General features: G+C 71.7%; 22 protein-coding genes. 9 read left to right on the forward strand and 13 right to left on the reverse strand.

The window, feature by feature from the left end; genetic code table 11:
- The first annotated feature begins 52 nt into the window (after positions 1-52).
- Positions 53-1,348 (forward strand): cyanophycinase, encoded by a 1,296-nt coding sequence (locus tag ABEB06_RS32770; protein ID WP_345700540.1) that lies wholly within the window; start codon positions 53-55, stop codon positions 1,346-1,348.
- A gap of 146 nt (positions 1,349-1,494) precedes the next feature.
- On the forward strand, positions 1,495-2,379 hold the full coding sequence (locus tag ABEB06_RS32775) for a MurR/RpiR family transcriptional regulator (RefSeq protein WP_345700541.1): 885 nt from the start codon (positions 1,495-1,497) through the stop codon (positions 2,377-2,379).
- Positions 2,380-2,451: 72 nt separating this feature from the next.
- On the opposite strand, the gene ABEB06_RS32780 is transcribed toward ABEB06_RS32775, so the two are convergent.
- A complete protein-coding gene (locus ABEB06_RS32780; RefSeq protein ID WP_345700542.1) occupies positions 2,452-3,495 on the reverse strand; it encodes a hypothetical protein in 1,044 nt (347 codons plus the stop codon).
- Between the two features lie 254 nt (positions 3,496-3,749).
- On the opposite strand from ABEB06_RS32780, the gene ABEB06_RS32785 reads away from it, so the two are divergent.
- Positions 3,750-4,184, forward strand: a complete 435-nt coding sequence (locus ABEB06_RS32785; protein WP_345700543.1) for a TipAS antibiotic-recognition domain-containing protein — start codon at positions 3,750-3,752, stop codon at positions 4,182-4,184.
- 187 nt (positions 4,185-4,371) lie between these two features.
- Here the strand turns inward: ABEB06_RS32785 and ABEB06_RS32790 are convergent, their stop codons facing one another.
- The 3 genes from ABEB06_RS32790 to ABEB06_RS32800 all read right to left on the reverse strand — a co-directional run bounded on the left by ABEB06_RS32790 (position 4,372) and on the right by ABEB06_RS32800 (position 5,977).
- Positions 4,372-4,809: an ATP-binding protein gene (locus ABEB06_RS32790; RefSeq protein ID WP_345700544.1), complete on the reverse strand. Its 438-nt coding sequence runs from the start codon at positions 4,807-4,809 to the stop codon at positions 4,372-4,374.
- A gap of 268 nt (positions 4,810-5,077) precedes the next feature.
- Complete coding sequence (locus ABEB06_RS32795) at positions 5,078-5,491, reverse strand: ATP-binding protein (protein ID WP_345700545.1); 414 nt, start codon at positions 5,489-5,491, stop codon at positions 5,078-5,080.
- A 66-nt stretch (positions 5,492-5,557) separates the two neighbouring features.
- Entirely contained in the window at positions 5,558-5,977 is a 420-nt protein-coding gene (locus ABEB06_RS32800; RefSeq protein WP_345700546.1) for an STAS domain-containing protein, read from the reverse strand.
- Between the two features lie 464 nt (positions 5,978-6,441).
- Here ABEB06_RS32800 and ABEB06_RS32805 point away from each other — a divergent pair, with 464 nt between their 5' ends.
- Positions 6,442-6,882 (forward strand): ATP-binding protein, encoded by a 441-nt coding sequence (locus tag ABEB06_RS32805; RefSeq protein ID WP_345700547.1) that lies wholly within the window; start codon positions 6,442-6,444, stop codon positions 6,880-6,882.
- A gap of 15 nt (positions 6,883-6,897) precedes the next feature.
- Here the strand turns inward: ABEB06_RS32805 and ABEB06_RS32810 are convergent, their stop codons facing one another.
- Positions 6,898-7,239, reverse strand: a complete 342-nt coding sequence (locus ABEB06_RS32810; protein ID WP_345700548.1) for an STAS domain-containing protein — start codon at positions 7,237-7,239, stop codon at positions 6,898-6,900.
- 409 nt (positions 7,240-7,648) lie between these two features.
- On the opposite strand from ABEB06_RS32810, the gene ABEB06_RS32815 reads away from it, so the two are divergent.
- On the forward strand, positions 7,649-8,836 hold the full coding sequence (locus ABEB06_RS32815) for a L,D-transpeptidase (protein ID WP_345702066.1): 1,188 nt from the start codon (positions 7,649-7,651) through the stop codon (positions 8,834-8,836).
- Between the two features lie 19 nt (positions 8,837-8,855).
- On the opposite strand, the gene ABEB06_RS32820 is transcribed toward ABEB06_RS32815, so the two are convergent.
- The 4 genes from ABEB06_RS32820 to ABEB06_RS32835 all read right to left on the reverse strand — a co-directional run bounded on the left by ABEB06_RS32820 (position 8,856) and on the right by ABEB06_RS32835 (position 10,971).
- Entirely contained in the window at positions 8,856-9,023 is a 168-nt protein-coding gene (locus ABEB06_RS32820; protein ID WP_345700549.1) for a hypothetical protein, read from the reverse strand.
- Positions 9,024-9,041: 18 nt separating this feature from the next.
- Positions 9,042-9,398: a PRC-barrel domain-containing protein gene (locus ABEB06_RS32825; protein ID WP_345700550.1), complete on the reverse strand. Its 357-nt coding sequence runs from the start codon at positions 9,396-9,398 to the stop codon at positions 9,042-9,044.
- A gap of 148 nt (positions 9,399-9,546) precedes the next feature.
- Complete coding sequence (locus ABEB06_RS32830) at positions 9,547-9,996, reverse strand: SRPBCC family protein (RefSeq protein ID WP_345700551.1); 450 nt, start codon at positions 9,994-9,996, stop codon at positions 9,547-9,549.
- 177 nt (positions 9,997-10,173) lie between these two features.
- Positions 10,174-10,971, reverse strand: a complete 798-nt coding sequence (locus ABEB06_RS32835; protein WP_345700552.1) for a hypothetical protein — start codon at positions 10,969-10,971, stop codon at positions 10,174-10,176.
- Between the two features lie 166 nt (positions 10,972-11,137).
- Here ABEB06_RS32835 and ABEB06_RS32840 point away from each other — a divergent pair, with 166 nt between their 5' ends.
- The 3 genes from ABEB06_RS32840 to ABEB06_RS32850 all read left to right on the forward strand — a co-directional run bounded on the left by ABEB06_RS32840 (position 11,138) and on the right by ABEB06_RS32850 (position 12,171).
- Positions 11,138-11,287, forward strand: a complete 150-nt coding sequence (locus ABEB06_RS32840) for a hydrophobic protein (RefSeq protein ID WP_345702067.1) — start codon at positions 11,138-11,140, stop codon at positions 11,285-11,287.
- A gap of 95 nt (positions 11,288-11,382) precedes the next feature.
- On the forward strand, positions 11,383-11,664 hold the full coding sequence (locus tag ABEB06_RS32845) for a hypothetical protein (protein ID WP_345700553.1): 282 nt from the start codon (positions 11,383-11,385) through the stop codon (positions 11,662-11,664).
- Positions 11,665-11,895: 231 nt separating this feature from the next.
- A complete protein-coding gene (locus ABEB06_RS32850; protein ID WP_345700554.1) occupies positions 11,896-12,171 on the forward strand; it encodes an isoamylase early set domain-containing protein in 276 nt (91 codons plus the stop codon).
- 85 nt (positions 12,172-12,256) lie between these two features.
- Here ABEB06_RS32850 and ABEB06_RS32855 read toward each other — a convergent pair whose 3' ends face one another.
- The 4 genes from ABEB06_RS32855 to ABEB06_RS32870 all read right to left on the reverse strand — a co-directional run bounded on the left by ABEB06_RS32855 (position 12,257) and on the right by ABEB06_RS32870 (position 14,652).
- The gene (locus ABEB06_RS32855; RefSeq protein WP_345700555.1) at positions 12,257-12,706 is read right to left on the reverse strand and encodes an SRPBCC family protein; all 450 of its coding nucleotides are present in this window, start codon (positions 12,704-12,706) and stop codon (positions 12,257-12,259) included.
- A gap of 479 nt (positions 12,707-13,185) precedes the next feature.
- Positions 13,186-13,479: a hypothetical protein gene (locus ABEB06_RS32860; protein ID WP_345700556.1), complete on the reverse strand. Its 294-nt coding sequence runs from the start codon at positions 13,477-13,479 to the stop codon at positions 13,186-13,188.
- A gap of 200 nt (positions 13,480-13,679) precedes the next feature.
- On the reverse strand, positions 13,680-14,048 hold the full coding sequence (locus tag ABEB06_RS32865) for a helix-turn-helix transcriptional regulator (RefSeq protein WP_345700557.1): 369 nt from the start codon (positions 14,046-14,048) through the stop codon (positions 13,680-13,682).
- Between the two features lie 403 nt (positions 14,049-14,451).
- Positions 14,452-14,652 (reverse strand): hypothetical protein, encoded by a 201-nt coding sequence (locus tag ABEB06_RS32870; RefSeq protein WP_345700558.1) that lies wholly within the window; start codon positions 14,650-14,652, stop codon positions 14,452-14,454.
- Positions 14,653-15,415: 763 nt separating this feature from the next.
- On the opposite strand from ABEB06_RS32870, the gene ABEB06_RS32875 reads away from it, so the two are divergent.
- Complete coding sequence (locus ABEB06_RS32875) at positions 15,416-15,697, forward strand: helix-turn-helix domain-containing protein (protein WP_345702068.1); 282 nt, start codon at positions 15,416-15,418, stop codon at positions 15,695-15,697.
- Positions 15,698-15,699: the final 2 nt, after the last annotated feature.

Here is a 15,699-nt window from a genome sequence, read left to right on the forward strand (position 1 = left end):
GGCGCGCACCCGGCGACGCACGGTTCCCTCACACGACCCCATGGAGCTCCGGATGAACCGACACCTCCGCACCCGCTGCGGGCGGACCGCTCTCGCCCTCGCGGCCGCACTGACCGTCCTCGCCTCGACCGCCCAGACCGCCGACGCCCGGCCCGCCGAGGCCGGAGGCACCCTGATCCTCGTCGGCGGAGGCCTCAAGGACGGCAACAGCGAGATCTACGGCGAGATCGTCCACAAGGCCGGCGGCGTCGGAAAGGCACGCATCGGCGTCCTGACCGCCGCCTCCGTCCCCGAGAGCCAGGACCCCGACGCCGCGGACCCGAACGCCTGCTCCAACTCGCACTGCAACGGTCTCTACTACGCGGACCTCTTCAAGCACTACGGCGCGGCCGACGCCCAGTGGGTGCCCATCGACATCGAGCACGTCGACGCAGCCGACTCCGACGCCGTCGTCGCCCAGGTCGAGTCGATGACCGGCTTCTTCTTCGGGGGCGGCGACCAGTACCGGTACATCACCAGCCTCCTGCACGGCGACGCCCACACCGACTCCGAGGTCATGGCCGCCATCCGCCGCAAGCTCGCCGCCGGCGCCGTCGTCGCAGGCTCCAGCGCCGGCGCCCAGATCGCCTCCGGCCCCGACATGGTCAGCGGCGGCGACAGCTACCAGGCGCTGCGCGACGGCAGCGCCCCCGGCTACTTCGAGGACCCCACTCGCCTCGGCTACATCCCCCAGGGCGGCTTCGGCCTCTTCGACGCCGGCCTGCTCGACACCCACACCGGCACCTACGGCCGGGAGGGCCGCGCGATCCGCCTGGCGGCGGACACCGGCCACAAGCGCGTCTTCGCCCTCGACGAGAACACCGCGATCGAGGTCGAGCACGCCGGCACCCGCGACGAGAGCCTGCGGGTCCTGGGCACCCACGGCGTCTCCGTCTTCGACCTGCGCTCGGCCCGCACCAGCACCGTCCAGGGCCGCTGGGCGATCGACGGCGTCCGCTACAGCTACCTCACCGACGGCGACCACTACGACCCGCGCACCTGGCACGTCCACGCCGCCGACGGCAAGAAGCCCCTCGCCGCCTCCGCCGCCACCGCCGTGCCCGCCAACCACGACGCGTTCTACTCCGTCGACAACCCCGACGGCGTCCCCTACTCCTTCTCCGGCACCGCCCGCGCCCTCACCGCCACCACCGCCCAGCGCACCGCGACCGCCGGCACCTTCGAAACCGGCCCCGCCTTCGAGGTCCTCTTCCGCAAGCGCGGCGACACCCGCGCCTGGACCACCGACGGCACCACCACCGCCACCTTCGCCGACCTCGAGATCGGCGTCCGCCCCGCCGCCGGCTGACGGCCCGGCGGACCCGCGCCGCACCAGCCCGCCCGCTCGGGGATCTCCGCAGCCCGGCACTTCGCTAGGCTGCGGAGACACGATCCACCGCGTACCACCGAGCACCACCGACGATCCGCCCGAAGACCGGGAAGGGAACCCCGCCCATGCCCACCGTCACGCTCGCCGAGGACATCCGCCAACGGCTCGGCGACTGCAGCCCCGCCGAGCGCAAGGTCGGCAGGATCCTGCTCGCAGGCTGGCCGGCCGCAGGATTCGAGACCATCGCCACCCTCGCCGAGCGTGCCGACGTCAGCGCCCCCACCGTCATCAGGTTCGTCAACCGCCTCGGCTACCGGGGCTTCCCCGACTTCCAGGCGGCGCTGCGCACGGAGCTCGACGAACGCCACGCCTCGCCCGTCACCCTTTACAGCGCCGGCAACTACAAGGCCGCCGGATCCGACTCCGCCGACGTGCAGGCCGGAGCGGCCGGGCTGCTCGCCCACGGCCGCAAGGTCTTCACCGCGGCGGTCGACCGCACCCTCGCCGAGGTGACCCCGCACGACCTGGACCGCGCGGTGCAGCTCCTCGCCGACCCCAAGCGGCGCATCACCCTCGCCGGCGGCCGCTTCACCAACCTCTTCGCCCAGTACCTGGGACTGCACCTGATGCAGGTGCGCGACAACGTTCGCTTCCTGCCCGACCGGGCCGTCGAACGCACCGCCCTGCTCGCCTCCCTCGCGCGCCGGGACGTCCTCGTCGTCTTCGACTACCGGCGCTACGAGGAGGACAAGGTCACCGTCGCCGAACTGGTCAAGGAAGCAGGGGGGCGCGTCGTCCTGTTCACCGACACCTGGCTCTCCCCGGTGAGCACCCACGCGGAAGTCGTCTTCTCCAGCCAGGTCGGAGCCCCGTCCCCGTACGACAGCCTCGTGCCCACCCTGGCAGTGGTCGAGAGCGTGGTCGCCGGCCTCATATCGGAGCTCGGCGACCGTGCCCACCAGCACATGCGGCACAGCGAGGAGATCGCCACCCGCTCCGGCCTCACCTGACGCACCGCCCCGGCGCGAACCCGTGCGGCCCGCCGGACGATTCGGCGGACCGCACGGGCGACGGGCGGACGGTCAGCAGACCGGCGTCCCGGAGTAGAGGTTGGAGTCCGCGACACCGTTGACGACGCTGCGGGTGTAGTACCCGCAGGTCGGACGGTTCGCGAAGTCGTAGGTGCTGCCCGGCGTCAGACGCCAGATCTTGAAGTTCGAGAACGTCAGGGGCTTGCCCGAGGCGGCCTGTTCGGGCTGGTGGTCGCCGAGGACGACGTAGGCGTCCTCGGCCGACAGCGTCGCGAGCCCGTTCTTGTCGACGAACAGCGAGCCGCCCTCCTCGACGCCCACCCCCCAGGCCTTGCCGGAGGAGGTCAGGCCGTCCTTCAACGCCCTGGCGACGAACGCCATGGTGCGCCCCATCCGGTCGCGGCTGACGAAGTGGGAGTCGTTGACGGTGTCGCCGTAGTTCGGCCAGCTGAACATGCCGGTGGTGAAGGTGACGCTCCGGTCGTAAGGATTGGCGAGGGCGGTCGCGGAGTCGGTGCTCGCGGTGCAGGCGTCGTAGACGACGGAGCTGTTGATGTGGTGACCCGCGCTGCCGCCACCGACGCCGCCGCCCTTGGCGACGACCGACTGGACCGACGCCTGGAGGGGGGTGCCCTTCCAGCGGGCGTAGTTGCACTGGTTGCCGCCGGCGAAGTAGACGAACTCCGAGTTCCGCACGTCGGTGTTCACCTGGGAGTTCGACGCGTCCTGGGTCGAGGTCAGGACGTAGGTGGTGCAGGAGTTGACGTTCGGCAGGCCCATGATCACGTCGCACTCCGGCGTCGGGCTGCCGGACGCCGCGGACGCGGCGAGCACCGTGACGTCGATGCTCCCGCTGCCTCCCCTGATGGCGTCCACGGCCTTGGTCATGGTCGCGGGGACGACCGCACCCGAGCCGTTCATCGTGTACGCCGGGCCGCTCCAGGCCGGGCGGCTGACGTCGCTCGCGCTTCCTTGGCGGTAGCGCGTCACCTTCGCCTCCGCGACCGCCGGCAGTGACAGCACTGCCGTGGCTGCCAGGGTGGTGGCGACCAGCACGCGGCCGGTGCGGCGACGGGAGGGGCTTCCGAAGGACATGGGGCCTCCAACTCTCGGCTGTGGGGGGATGCCTGAGGACCCTGCAGGGGTGGAACAGAAGATACAGATACGGCGATAGTTTCACCAGATGTATTGCCTGCTTCAGATTCTGCGCCGGCCGGCCACCCGTGACGGAGCGCCGGAGGGTCCGGTAATTGGTTTGCCGGTCCGGTGGCTGTGTGTCAGCCTTCGCCCCGGACCGGCAAGTTGATCATCGGTGGCCGGTCGACGACGAAACGATGGGATCGGGTGCCGTGGGGAACAGTTACGAGGACGAGTGTCGCCGGTCGTTGGCGCAGGAGCAGGCGAGGAGCCTGGCCGGGACCAACCACTGGGAACACGTGGACAGGGAGGGGGTCCACCGGGACTGGGACGTCCTGTACCGGGAGATCACCGCGCTCCTGGACGGCGGCTCCCTGCCCGGGGATCCGGAGATCCAGGAACTCGTCCGCAGGCACTTCGACATCGCCTGCCGCTTCTACACCCCCTCCAGGGAGGCCTACGTCGGCATGTCGCTCTTCTACGCCGAGGACGAGGCCATGAGGGCGTTCCACGATTCCTACCACCCCGGGATGGTGGAGTTCATGGGCGCCGCGATCAGGGTGTTCGCCGAGCAGGGGAGCGGGTTCGCCCCCAGCGCACGGGCCGACGCCCCGGCGTCCCCGGAGGGCTCAGGCCTCGATGCGTAGGTGCGGTGGGCGGCGCGGAGCCGGTCGATGACCGCGTAGACCTGGTGGACGTCCTCGGACGCTCGGGAACCTCGGCCAGGACGATCACCTGCCCCGTTGTCCTCACCGCAGTCCGGCCCCCGGGAGGCTCCATCACGCACAGGGCGCGTGTCCTGCGGGGCCGGGGCGGCGCTCGGGGCGCGTCCCGTCAGCCGAGCGGCAGGACGGCGATCACCCGGGTGCCGGCGAGCGTCCGGTGGACGGTCGTCCGGGTGGCGCAGGCCTCGACGATGTCCAGCCCGCGCCCCCCGCAGGCGAGCCCGTCCGTCACGGGCGCGGAGGGCCGCCGCCACCGGCCGGAGTCCCGCACCTCGACGGTCAGCGTGGTCACCGTGGCGGAGAGCAGCAGGCTGACGTCCGCACTGCCGCTGTGCCGGACCGCGTTGCCGACCAGCTCGCTCACCACCAGGGCCAGCCCCGTGTCGTCGGGTGAGATCATCCACCGGGCCGCCGTGTCACGGGCGAAGTTCCGGAAACCGGACACCGCGACGGCGGTCGCCGCCATCGAGTACTCCGCCGTCCTGGTCCGGCCGGGCTGCGCACCGACGGCGCCGGTGCGGTCGGTGGTGGTGTCGGTGGTGAACATCGGTGCTCCCGAGATGAGCGGGCTTTCCCCGTCCCCACGTTCCGTGACCACCACCGCGGTAACAATGCGGGTGCGCACCTTTGGGCACCCCCAGGAAATCATCCGTAGTCACCCGTCCGACCTGCGGCGATGACTCAGCGTCGACGTACGGCCGTCACGTCCTCGCCCTTCCGGCCCGGGCGGTGCGCAACGCCCGCGACCTTTTGTCGCGCAGGGCGAAGGGCCCGGGAGCCGGCCCGGTGTGCCGGCCGTCCGCCGCCGGGTGCGGCTACGGGACGGAGGTGGTCGGCGGGTCGCACTCGGCCCAGACGCCCTTGCCGCCGGCCACGGGGTCGGTGCCCCAGGCGCGGGCGAGGTGGTCGACGATCCGCATGCCGTGCCCGCCGGGTCTTTCCGGCAGTGCCGGCCCGACCTGCGGGGCTTCGGCGCCGGCGTCGGTGACGGTGATCCGGATCCGGCCGCTCTGCGTCATGCGCAGGCCCAGGGTGAGGGGGCCGCCGGCGTGCTGGACGGCGTTGGCGAGGAGTTCGGCGGCGATCAGGACGATCTCGGCGCAGGCGGCGGGGTTCGCACGGGGGAACCAGGCGGTGAGGGTGCGGCGCGTGAAGCCGATGCCCTCGCTCACCGGCAGGGGCCCGGCCGGGAAGGAGAGCTGGCGGTGGAAGGCTGGTGCGGGCGGCATGGCACACACGGGAAGCACCCCCGGAGGGACGGAGTCTGCCCTCGCGTCTTTCCGCCGGCCGCCGGGCTACCCCTCGCGGGCCGGTGGGTCTTCGCCCCCGTCGCGCAGCGCGTGCTCGAGGGTGGGCGCCATCGGCAGGACGGTGTCGACCTGCGTGATGCGCAGGACGTGACGCGCGGGCCTGGAGGGCGCGACCACGACCAGGCGGACGCCGCGTTCGAGCGCCTCGCGGCGGACGGTCAGCAAGGCGTTGAGCCCGGCGGAGGTGAGCAGGTCGACGGCGGACAGGTCGACGGCCAGCACTCCGGGCTGCAGTCGGAGCGCCCGGTTCAGCGCCCGGCGGACCTGGCCGACGTTGTCGTGGTGCAGGGCCCCGGCGAGCGCGCACACCACCGAGCCGTCGCGGTTGGTGACGGTGATCGCGGCGTCGGGCATCCCGCCCACCACGGTCCGGTCGGCAGGCAGAGGCGAATCCTCGACGGTCATGGCGCACGTTCCTTCCGAACCCACCAACGGCTCCACGGTTCGATCCTGTGGGCCGGGGCATCGCATCCGCGCGGGAATCGGGAGACAGTGCGGCGACAGCCGACGGGCATCCGGCGAACGCCGAGATGACGCCGAGCCGGTACCTCGCACCTACCCCCGTCGCCCCGACCCACGCGTCCGCCGACCACATTCCACACCACGATGTCCCCCCGGCGCGGGCCTGCTGCCGCTGTGCGGGTCGGACCAGGAGCCGCTGCGGACGCCGGGCGGGCCGAGGACGCCGACCGGATGACCGCAGGAGCCCGGACCGCCCGCTCGGCGGCGTCCGCGACGACGCGGCCCGAACCGCGCGGACAGAGCCGACCGGTCACTCGCCGTGTAGCGGCCTTCCCCCCGGGCAGACGCCTGTGGCACGGACCCGACCGACTCGACCGACCCGACACGCATTTGGCACGGACACCGTCATGCGCAGACTCCTCCCCGCCCCGGCCTTCTACTACCGGCTGGGCTTTCCGCCCGGTGCGCGGCGGTGTGTGCGCCGGGGGGTGGCCTTCACCCGCCGTGCTCTGGCGCGGCGGCGGCCCGGCGCGGATCCCGCAGCCGTGGACGACGTCCTCCTGGTGGCCGCCGAGCTGCTCGCCAACGCCGCCGGGCACGCCGGGGGCCCGCTGGCCCTGGACCTGCGCTTCGACGTGGACGGCGACGGTCTGGGGATCGGGGTGACGGACGCGGCGTACACCCCGCCGCGGCTGCGCCACCCCGAGCAGGGTGAGCTGCAGGGCTACGGCCTGCGGATCGTCGACCGGCTCGCACGGGCCTGGGGCACCACCCGGGCGGGGGCGGGCAAGGTGGTCTGGGTGGAGATGAGGCTGCCGGCCGCGCGCGGTACCCACGCCCGGCGCTGACGCGGGCCGGTGGTCCTACTGGGGCGGGAGGGGCGGGGCGATGTGGAAGAGGCTGTCGGCCTCGGTGATCTGCAGCACGCGCGCCATCTGGGCACTCGGCGAGGTCAGACGGAAGTCGATTCCGGCGTCGAGGGCGTTGCGTCGCGCCCTGATGAACTCGTTGAGCCCGGTGGAGGAGAAGAACCCGAGGCGGGAGCAGTCGACGACCACCGTGTCGGGGACAGGGGGGCCGGCGAGGGCCGAGGCGAGGGCATGGCGGAGGCGGTCGACGTTGTCGTAGTCCGCGGGACCGTCCAGGACCAGCAGGACCGTTCCGGGCAGCGCCTGGCGGAAGGACACGCGAAGGGTGGCGGCCATGATCGTTCCTTTCCTGGACGGACAGCCGTGCGCCGGTGCGTATCGACCATGGTGCCGTGCCCGGGGCCGACCGCATGGTCGGTGCGTGCACACCGTCGGCCACGCGCGGTGTTGCTCCTCGGAAGTCCGTCCCGCCCACCACCACCCCCGGGGGCGGGCACCGAGGGCCGGGAGTCCGTCGCGCCCGTCCCCGCAGCTCGACCTCCTCACCGTACGTCGCGGACGTCCGGAGCGCGGCTTCAGGGTGCTCCGGACGTCCCGAGGGCACCGGCCGCCGGCACCCCGCCGACGCGACCACGGGCTCGGCGGACGCACTGGGACGGGACGCGGTGAAACCGTCGTGCCCGTCACTACGTGTACGTCTGCAGTAGCCAGAAGGGGGAGCACGATGAACAGGCTGGGAAAGGTCATGGGGGCCGGGGCCGTCGCAGGCGTGCTGTGGTGTACGGCGGCTTGCAGCGGTAGCGCCGGCCCGGCGTCGACGGGTGGGGGGCAGGGAGGCCCGGGTTCCTCAGCGAGCGCGGTCTCGGCCGCTCGGATCAGCATCGCGCCGGCCGCCGGCGCCGAGAACGTCAAGCCGGCCGACGGGCTGAAGGTGTCGGTTGCCGGCGGGAAGCTGACCAAGGTCACGGTCACGGACCAGTCCGGCAAGGAAGTGCCCGGCTCACTGGGTGACGGCGACACCGCCTGGGCCCCGACGGGCGGCCTCGCGGTCTCCTCCCGGTACGCCGTGCACGCCGAGGGCGTGGACACCGCCGGCAGGCCGACCGCCTCCGACAGTTCGTTCTCGACCCTCACCCCGACCAAGGACGCGGGCCCGCACGACAACATCACCGACGGCGCCACCTACGGCGTCGGCATGATCGTACGGCTGCGGTTCGACCGGGACGTCAAGGACCGGAACGCCGTCGAGCGGGCCGTCTCCTTCGACACGCCCGACGGCGTCCAGGTGAAGGGCCACTGGTTCAGCGACCGCTGGGTCGACTTCCGCCCCGAGAACTTCTGGAGCGCCGGGAGCAAGGTCACCGTCCACTACCGCCTCAAGAGCGTCGAGGTCGCACCCGGCGTCTACGGCGGTATCGACAGCGACCAGACCTTCACCATCGGCCGCGACAAGCGCAGCACCGTCGACGCCGCCACCCACCTGATGACCGTCGAGAAGGACCGCCGCGTCGTCGAGACCGTCCCCATCAGCACCGGCAAGAGCAGCCCCGCGTCCTGGAACGCCTACAACGGCACCATGGTCGTCATGGCCAAGATCCCCTCCGAGGTGATGGACTCCTCCACCGTCCCCGGCCTGGAAGGCGACGCCTACAAGGAGCGCGTCCCGCACTCGCTGCGCCTGACCGACTCGGGCACGTACGTCCACGGCAACAACTGGTCGGATCCGAGTGTCTTCGGCCACGAGAACGTCAGCCACGGCTGCGTCGGGCTGCAGGACGCCAAGGGCGACTACGGCGACGACGGCTCCCCGGCCGGCAAGTTCTACGCCGACTCCATGGTCGGAGACGTCGTCACCATCAAGAACTCGGTCGGGAAGGACGTCGACCCCTCGAACGGCTACAGCGGCTGGAACACGCCCTGGAGCAAGTGGTGACGAGACCCGGTGGGACGGTTCACCGCACGGGGCGCCGCCCGCCGCGCCGGAAACGGGCGGCCCCCAGGGCGATCGCGGCGACGAACACGAGCACACCGATGACGAGCAGGTAGAGCAGTCCGTCGGCTACGGCTCCCACGATGCCGAGGACGACCGCCACGAGGACGAGCAGCAGGATCCAGGCCATCTGTCTTCTCCCATCCGGTCAGCGCCTGGCCAGGCGGCGTTCCCCGCCTGCGCCGGGCAGGTATTCGAGGCGGTAGTACGCGAAGACCTCGGGTTCCTGGCCGGCGAGCAGCTCGCCGTCGGTGTCGATGGCCGGGGCGTCCTTCACCGTGGCCTTGGCGAAGGCGACCTTCAGGTATCCGGGGCCGACCTGGGCCCCGGCGAGGGGGACGAAGACCAGGCGGTGCCGGGTGGGCAGGCCGACGGTCACCGTCGCGAACGACGGCTGGTCGGTCGCGGTGTCCACGTAGATCGACTCCAGGGTCCCGATCTTCTTTCCGTCCGTGTCGGTGACGTCGTGCTCGCGCCATTCGCGGATGTCGGCGATCTCGATCATCCGACAGCCTCCGTTCGTCTCTCCACTAACGGTGCCCGTGCGAATCGTGGCGGGTTCGACCTGTACGCCTGCCCCGGAGCACCGGGCCTACACGGCGGGTCCACCGGGTGGTGGGCCCGCCCCGGGGTGGTGGGGTGTCGGACGTCGTTCAGAGGCGTTCGCGGTAGCTGCCGGTCTCGGTGCCGCGTTCCTCGATGAAGTGCTTGAAGCGCTTGAGGTCGCCCTTGACCTGTCGGTCGAGCATGTTCATCATGTCGGCGGCCTTCTCGGCCAGTCCTTCGGGCTGGTAGTCCATGGACATGACGATGCGGGTGTGGCGGGCGTCCAGGGGTTGGAAGGAGACCATGCCGGTCTGCTTCACGTCGCCGCTGGTGGTGCGCCAGCTGACGTGGTCGTCCGGGACCTGGTCGACGATCTCGGTGTCGAACTCCCGGCTGACACCGGCGATCTTCGTCTTCCAGTGGTTGTGCCGGTCGTCGATCTGCGTGATCTCCTCGACGCCGTCCATGAACAGCGGGAAGTCCTCGAACTGCGTCCACTGGTTGTAGGCGGTGCTGATCGGCACGTCCACGTCGATCGATTCCTGCAGCTTGCTCATGGCTGCACTCCCCTTCGAGTCGATTGATCGGTCGGGCATCGCATGCCCCGACTCCCGGCCGGTATTCCCGACTCCTACCGATTCGTCCCATTCCCGGCGACTCCAGGAGCCGCACCCCGGCCGGTGATGCTCCACCACGCCGCTCCGAGGCCGGGGACGGCCCGGTGCAGCTCGTCGTCAGGGAGCCCAGGGCAGTCGTACCGCTTCGATCCCGGGGTCGTTCAGCAGCTCTTCGATCAGGCACGGGGGTCCGGCGACCTTGGTGGCCCACAGGTCGTAGTCGGTGCACAGGACCCATGAGCGGTCCTCCGCCCAGAGGTTGGAGGGGCTGAAGTCGACCTCGGGATGGTCGTACAGGACCGCGGCATCGCCGAGGCGTCCCGCCCGCACATGGAGGTTGTCGAAGTCGGCGGTCCTGAGCATCAACGGGTTGTGGTACGCCAGGCAGCGGGTGTCCGGACCTGCGGGGCTGTGCTCGGTGAGGACGGCGATCAGCCGGGTCCATGTCTCACGGTCCAGGCTCCCCTCGGTGGGCGGGACGATACCGAGCGGCCAGCTGCCCTCTTTCTTGGCCGAGGGAAAACAGCGGCGGGAGGGCAGCAGCCCGTCGGGCACGACGGGATTGCCGGTGCGCCGGGCGAGTTCCGCCCAGCGCAGCCGCCGCCAGTTGCGGCCGGGGTGCTCGGCGCGGCCCAGTCCGCCTCCCGTGGTGACACCCGCTTCGAGGTCGATGCCCGCAAAGGTGGCGGGTCGGACGCTCCCGTCCGCCAGACGCGCCTGGCGGTACTCGTGGTACGACACCTCGGACGGCCCCTGCTCGTGCTCGTACATGGCGTTGAGCACCCAGACGGCATCGGGCATCGCCGGCGGCATGAACCCGGTCGCACCATCGCCGCACAGCTCCAGCAACCAGTCGGTCGCACCGGACGGCACAAGCGGCCACAGGCCTGACAGCAGGTTCGATTCCTCGGGCATGCGTTCATGATCCCAGGTGCCGCCGCAGGCCCCGCGAGGGGCCGCACGTGCAGCCGCCCCGCCGCACGGGCACGTTCCCGCGTACCCGGCGCCCGGAACCTTGTGGGCAGGGTGGCGATTGCGGCCGCCGGCAGCCGGACATACGCGGTTCGAGAAGGTGATGACGATGGTCGCTCTGCTGCTTGTCCTGCTGTTGATTTTGATCCTGTTCGGCGCCGGCTTCGCGGTCCACGTGCTGTGGTGGGTCGCCCTGGGACTCCTGGTGCTGTGGCTGGTGGGCTTCTTCTTCAGGGGGAGGTCCGGCTCCCGCGGGTAGGAACGGGAGGGGCGCGTCCCACGGGCGTCCTCCCCTGACGGCGGCAGGTCGGGCACGGGGTGCGGATCCGCGTGGGTGGCCTCAGGGTGGTGCCCATGCCCGTCGTCGTCCTGCTCGAGCTGACGGAGCCCGCCGACGCCCCGCTGATGCTGATCGCCGGCGAGCCCCCGGAGCCCTCGGAGGTCCATCTGGTGCACGCGGCGCCCTCCGACCCCGAGGTGCCCCGGGACCCCGGGCTGGTCACGGTGTGCGGGCGGGACACCGCGCTGATGCTCAGCGATCCCTGGCAGCCGGCCGGACCGAACGGGCGCTGGTGGCCGCCGCGCTGGGCTGGACGGATCTGCCCGACGTGCGACCACGGCGTGCGCCCCGGCTGAACCGGGCCCGCGCGGCTGAACCGGGCCCGCGCGGCGAAGGCCGCAGGGCGGCCGGCCCCACCGACCGGCCGGGGCGTGGCCTGGGGCTACGGCAGAGCCGGCCGTAGCGTCCGCGGCTGCTGCGCCCGGGTGACATCGGGGCCGTCCCCGCGCCTGCGCGCCGTGCTTTCCGCGCCGACGGGGTGAGTATCGAGGGACATCGTCCTGAACTCCGAGGAGTGATCAGTCCCCATGCTGGAACGCAGCCGGAACAAGAAGCACACCCAGGTCACCTTCGTTCTCCCCGTCGGCCACCCGGCGGGGGAGGCCAGTGTGGTGGGGGACTTCAACGAGTGGCGGCCGGGTGCCCACCCGTTGACCGCACGCCCGGACGGCAGCCGGGCGGTGACGGTCGCGCTCCCCCACGACCAGCGGCTCGGCTTCCGTTACCTCGCTCATGGCGACTACTGGTTCGACGAGGAGGCGGCCGACGGCCACGACGGCCGCAACAGTCTCCTGCACACCTGACCGCCCGCCGGGGTCGGTGAACGGCGTCGGGGCGGGTCCACCGGGTGGTGGGCCCGCCCCGGCGTGGTGGGGTGTCGGACGTCGTTCAGAGGCGTTCGCGGTAGCTGCCGGTCTCGGTGCCGCGTTCCTCGATGAAGTGCTTGAAGCGCTTGAGGTCGCCCTTGACCTGTCGGTCGAGCATGTTCATCATGTCGGCGGCCTTCTCGGCCAGTCCTTCGGGCTGGTAGTCCATGGACATGACGATGCGGGTGTGGCGGGCGTCCAGGGGTTGGAAGGAGACCATGCCGGTCTGCTTCACGTCGCCGCTGGTGGTGCGCCAGCTGACGTGGTCGTCCGGGACCTGGTCGACGATCTCGGTGTCGAACTCCCGGCTGACACCGGCGATCTTCGTCTTCCAGTGGTTGTGCCGGTCGTCGATCTGCGTGATCTCCTCGACGCCGTCCATGAACAGCGGGAAGTCCTCGAACTGCGTCCACTGGTTGTAGGCGGTGCTGATCGGCACGTCCACGTCGATCGATTCCTGCACCTTGCTCATTACGAAATCCTTCGGTTCGGTGACCGGCCCTCGTGTCAGGGCCCGGAGCTGGTGTGGGCCGGGTGGGCCCCTGTCGATTCGGCACCGCTCTCGCCGCCGCCGCAACCGCACCGCCTCGAAGCCTCCGCCCCCGCAGGCGCGCCCGAACGGGACTGCCCGCCTGCAAGTGCCATTGCCCGCAGCAGATCTGACGTGCCGTCCGCACATGGACTGCTCGGACGGGCGGCTGGTGCCACCGGGTCCGGACCGGTGAAGATCCAGCGCCCGCGCCGACCGCCGGGGCTGGCGGGCCCGGCCGAGGGGGGGAATCGGTCGGGCCCGCGTCGGTCGGATGCCCCGGACGCGCGGTTCCATGCGCACCTCGGCGGTGGTCCGCAGCGCCGGCGCGCTGACAGGGCGGTGGGTGGACGAGGCGTCGCGGGTCCTCACGTCCTCACGGCGTGCGTTCCCCGTCCGGGTCGCTCGGGCGCATCGCCGCCTCACGGGCGGGTGGAAGGCTCGGCCGACCACGCGGCCGCACCGTCCTGCCGGTGCCGGCGCTGTCTCTCCGCGAACCGGATCTCGGCCTGTTCGAGTTCGAGCAGGATGTTCAACGCGGTCGCGGCCGCGGCGGCCACCGGGATGGCTGCGCTGACTGCGGCGAACGCGCCGGGTCGGTCACCGGTGTCCCAGCAGGCCGCTGCCGAGTGGGCCAGGTCCCTCAGCTCGGTGAGCTTGGCGCAGGCCGCCACCGGCAGGCCGTCCTCGCTCACCTCGACGAACTCATCGTCCATCGCGCCCACCCCCTGCCCGGTGGCGATCGGCGGCGTTGCGGCGCGAGGCGGCCCGACAGACGGGATCGGGGCAGGCGGCCGGCTGCCAGATGCCGGTCGGATGTCCGTCGAGCGTCCCGACGGCCGCCTGTTCCCACGCCCGCGGCATGCCGCAGTCGGGGCATGGGAGCGCGCGGCCGACGAACCGGCCGAGGGCGCGATCACTGGTCGTGGTCCTCATGATGATCACCCCGGGGACGAAGGTCACGGTCGGCGTCGGGGCCTGGGCCGGACGGTGGGTCGGCGAACAGCGCCAGGAAGTCGCCGATCTCGTGCCCGGCTTCGGCCGGGTGCCGGAAGAAGGTGTGCCGCACCACCTGGTAGTGGTTGCGGCGCCCGTGGCGGGAGCGGGTCAGGTAGCCGGCGCTCTCCAGGTCGGTGACGATCGCCTGCACCGCCCGCTCGGTCAGCCCGCACGCGGCGGTCAGATCCCGCACGCGCACCTCCGTGTCGCGCGAGATCGGCATCAGGACCCGGGCGTGCTGGGTCAGGAAGGTCCAGCTCGTGCGCGGCCCGAGGTTCTCCGCCACACCACAAGTGTGAACCCGTGTTCCGGTTTTCCCGGCCCTGTTTCCGCGATCGGATGCCGAGGGCTGACGGTCGATCACCGGCTACCGAACGATCGGTGGGCCCCTGGTAGCGCTCCGTCGATTTGGCATGTACTGTGCGTGTCGGTGAGCGCGCAAGGAGCGGGCCGCCTCTGCCTGCTCCGTGGGGGGAGCGCTGGGGCGGCCCGGGTGCCTTACCTGGGCCCGGTCGTGCATTCCGTGGGGGGAATGCCGGCCGGGTCCTCTTCCTGACCGGGTTCTACCCACTGGCGCCTCCGGCCATACACCGGGCGGCACCCGAGTGCGTGTTGCTCCCTTCGCCCTGCGCGGGCCCGCCCCCGGTCGGGTGGCCGGCTCGACCGGGCAGGCCCGGAGCGGCGCGGGGTCACACGGTCCGGCGCCGGACGGTGTGGAGGGCGTCGCACAGGGCGTAGAGGTCGGTGACGGTGGCCCTGTCGGCGAAGCGGGCCAGCAACCGTCGGACGGTGCGGCCGTCGCCGTCGCGGACCGCTTCGGTGATCGCCCCGATGAGGTCCGTCTGCCCGTCCCGGGTCGTGGCCGGTGCCGCGGGTGCGGGGTGTTCCACTGCCGCCTCCCTGTGCGGTGCCGTCGTCGCCTCGGATGCGCGGCGGCCGGCCGGGGTGGCCGCCCGCGCAGCGGAAGACTACCTGTCTCGCCCGTGCGGCAAAATCTGTTCTCGCGGGAGTAGACATTGCCCGTTGGTCGGTCTAACGTTTCTCTCGTAGACAGCAGTCGGCGATACCCGCCAGACACGAACTGGCCGGGTTGTTGGACGGAAGTTCGCAGGATCGGTCCGGCGGTGGAGTTCCGAAGCCAGGTGTGCACGACAGGCGACGGGGCTGGCCGCCGGACCGGGCGGCCCGCAGGTGTCAGGGGCCGCCACCAGTGGTGACAGCAGCCGGAGAACGAGCAGGATCCCGGCAAAGGCGTCCAGGCTGCGGGCGCGCGTGCCGGGTACGCAGGACCCGAAAAACGACCGAGCAGTGCAGAGGATGAACGGAGGGCACAAGCGCCATCAGGATCGCCCGGCCCGCGAGCAGCGTCTCGTCCGGGCGGACACCGCAGACCTCCCTCAAGACACGAAGGACGGTGGTTTCCGGTCACGCACACGCGATCCCCGCGCACCCCATCCCCCCGGGGCGGCGCGGAAGCAAGAGGGCCGGCCCGAGGCCGGTAGATGGTGTTGTTCCCCTTCGGGGCCCCGGAGCCGAGACGGCGCCGGGGCCCCTCGACGCGTTCTCCCCGAGAACCAGAGAGGTGCAGTGACTACAACGGCCAGCTCCGACACACCCGACAAACTCGACGACGACGACTACCCCGCCTACACCATGGGCCGCGCCGCCGAGATGACCGGCACCACCCCCGCCTTCCTACGGGCCCTCGGCGAACACCGCCTCATCACCCCACTGCGCTCCGACGGCGGACACCGCCGCTACTCCCGCTACCAGCTGCGCATCGCCATGCGCGCCCGGGACCTGGTCGGTCAGGGCACCCCCATCGAGGCGGCCTGCCGCATCGTCGTCCTGGAGGACCAGCTCGAAGAGGCCCTGCGCATCAACGAACAGCTCCGCCAGGCCCACGGAGACCAGGAGCCCGGCGCCGGCACATGACC

The sequence above is a fragment of the Kitasatospora terrestris genome, from assembly GCF_039542905.1.
Lineage (GTDB): Bacteria > Actinomycetota > Actinomycetes > Streptomycetales > Streptomycetaceae > Kitasatospora > Kitasatospora terrestris.

What these genes read in the sequence shown, in the direction of transcription:
- ABEB06_RS32855 (WP_345700555.1), bottom strand. Translation starts at nt 12,706, where the DNA reads ATGAGCAAGGTGCAGGAATCGATCGACGTGGACGTGCCGATCAGCACC.
- ABEB06_RS32775 (WP_345700541.1), top strand. Translation starts at nt 1,495, where the DNA reads ATGCCCACCGTCACGCTCGCCGAGGACATCCGCCAACGGCTCGGCGAC.
- ABEB06_RS32805 (WP_345700547.1), top strand. Translation starts at nt 6,442, where the DNA reads ATGCGCAGACTCCTCCCCGCCCCGGCCTTCTACTACCGGCTGGGCTTT.
- ABEB06_RS32780 (WP_345700542.1), bottom strand. Translation starts at nt 3,495, where the DNA reads ATGTCCTTCGGAAGCCCCTCCCGTCGCCGCACCGGCCGCGTGCTGGTC.
- ABEB06_RS32830 (WP_345700551.1), bottom strand. Translation starts at nt 9,996, where the DNA reads ATGAGCAAGCTGCAGGAATCGATCGACGTGGACGTGCCGATCAGCACC.
- ABEB06_RS32840 (WP_345702067.1), top strand. Translation starts at nt 11,138, where the DNA reads ATGGTCGCTCTGCTGCTTGTCCTGCTGTTGATTTTGATCCTGTTCGGC.
- ABEB06_RS32800 (WP_345700546.1), bottom strand. Translation starts at nt 5,977, where the DNA reads ATGACCGTCGAGGATTCGCCTCTGCCTGCCGACCGGACCGTGGTGGGC.
- ABEB06_RS32790 (WP_345700544.1), bottom strand. Translation starts at nt 4,809, where the DNA reads ATGTTCACCACCGACACCACCACCGACCGCACCGGCGCCGTCGGTGCG.
- ABEB06_RS32845 (WP_345700553.1), top strand. Translation starts at nt 11,383, where the DNA reads ATGCCCGTCGTCGTCCTGCTCGAGCTGACGGAGCCCGCCGACGCCCCG.
- ABEB06_RS32820 (WP_345700549.1), bottom strand. Translation starts at nt 9,023, where the DNA reads ATGGCCTGGATCCTGCTGCTCGTCCTCGTGGCGGTCGTCCTCGGCATC.
- ABEB06_RS32835 (WP_345700552.1), bottom strand. Translation starts at nt 10,971, where the DNA reads ATGCCCGAGGAATCGAACCTGCTGTCAGGCCTGTGGCCGCTTGTGCCG.
- ABEB06_RS32810 (WP_345700548.1), bottom strand. Translation starts at nt 7,239, where the DNA reads ATGGCCGCCACCCTTCGCGTGTCCTTCCGCCAGGCGCTGCCCGGAACG.
- ABEB06_RS32875 (WP_345702068.1), top strand. Translation starts at nt 15,416, where the DNA reads ATGGGCCGCGCCGCCGAGATGACCGGCACCACCCCCGCCTTCCTACGG.
- ABEB06_RS32795 (WP_345700545.1), bottom strand. Translation starts at nt 5,491, where the DNA reads ATGCCGCCCGCACCAGCCTTCCACCGCCAGCTCTCCTTCCCGGCCGGG.
- ABEB06_RS32815 (WP_345702066.1), top strand. Translation starts at nt 7,649, where the DNA reads ATGGGGGCCGGGGCCGTCGCAGGCGTGCTGTGGTGTACGGCGGCTTGC.
- ABEB06_RS32825 (WP_345700550.1), bottom strand. Translation starts at nt 9,398, where the DNA reads ATGATCGAGATCGCCGACATCCGCGAATGGCGCGAGCACGACGTCACC.
- ABEB06_RS32860 (WP_345700556.1), bottom strand. Translation starts at nt 13,479, where the DNA reads ATGGACGATGAGTTCGTCGAGGTGAGCGAGGACGGCCTGCCGGTGGCG.
- ABEB06_RS32850 (WP_345700554.1), top strand. Translation starts at nt 11,896, where the DNA reads ATGCTGGAACGCAGCCGGAACAAGAAGCACACCCAGGTCACCTTCGTT.
- ABEB06_RS32770 (WP_345700540.1), top strand. Translation starts at nt 53, where the DNA reads ATGAACCGACACCTCCGCACCCGCTGCGGGCGGACCGCTCTCGCCCTC.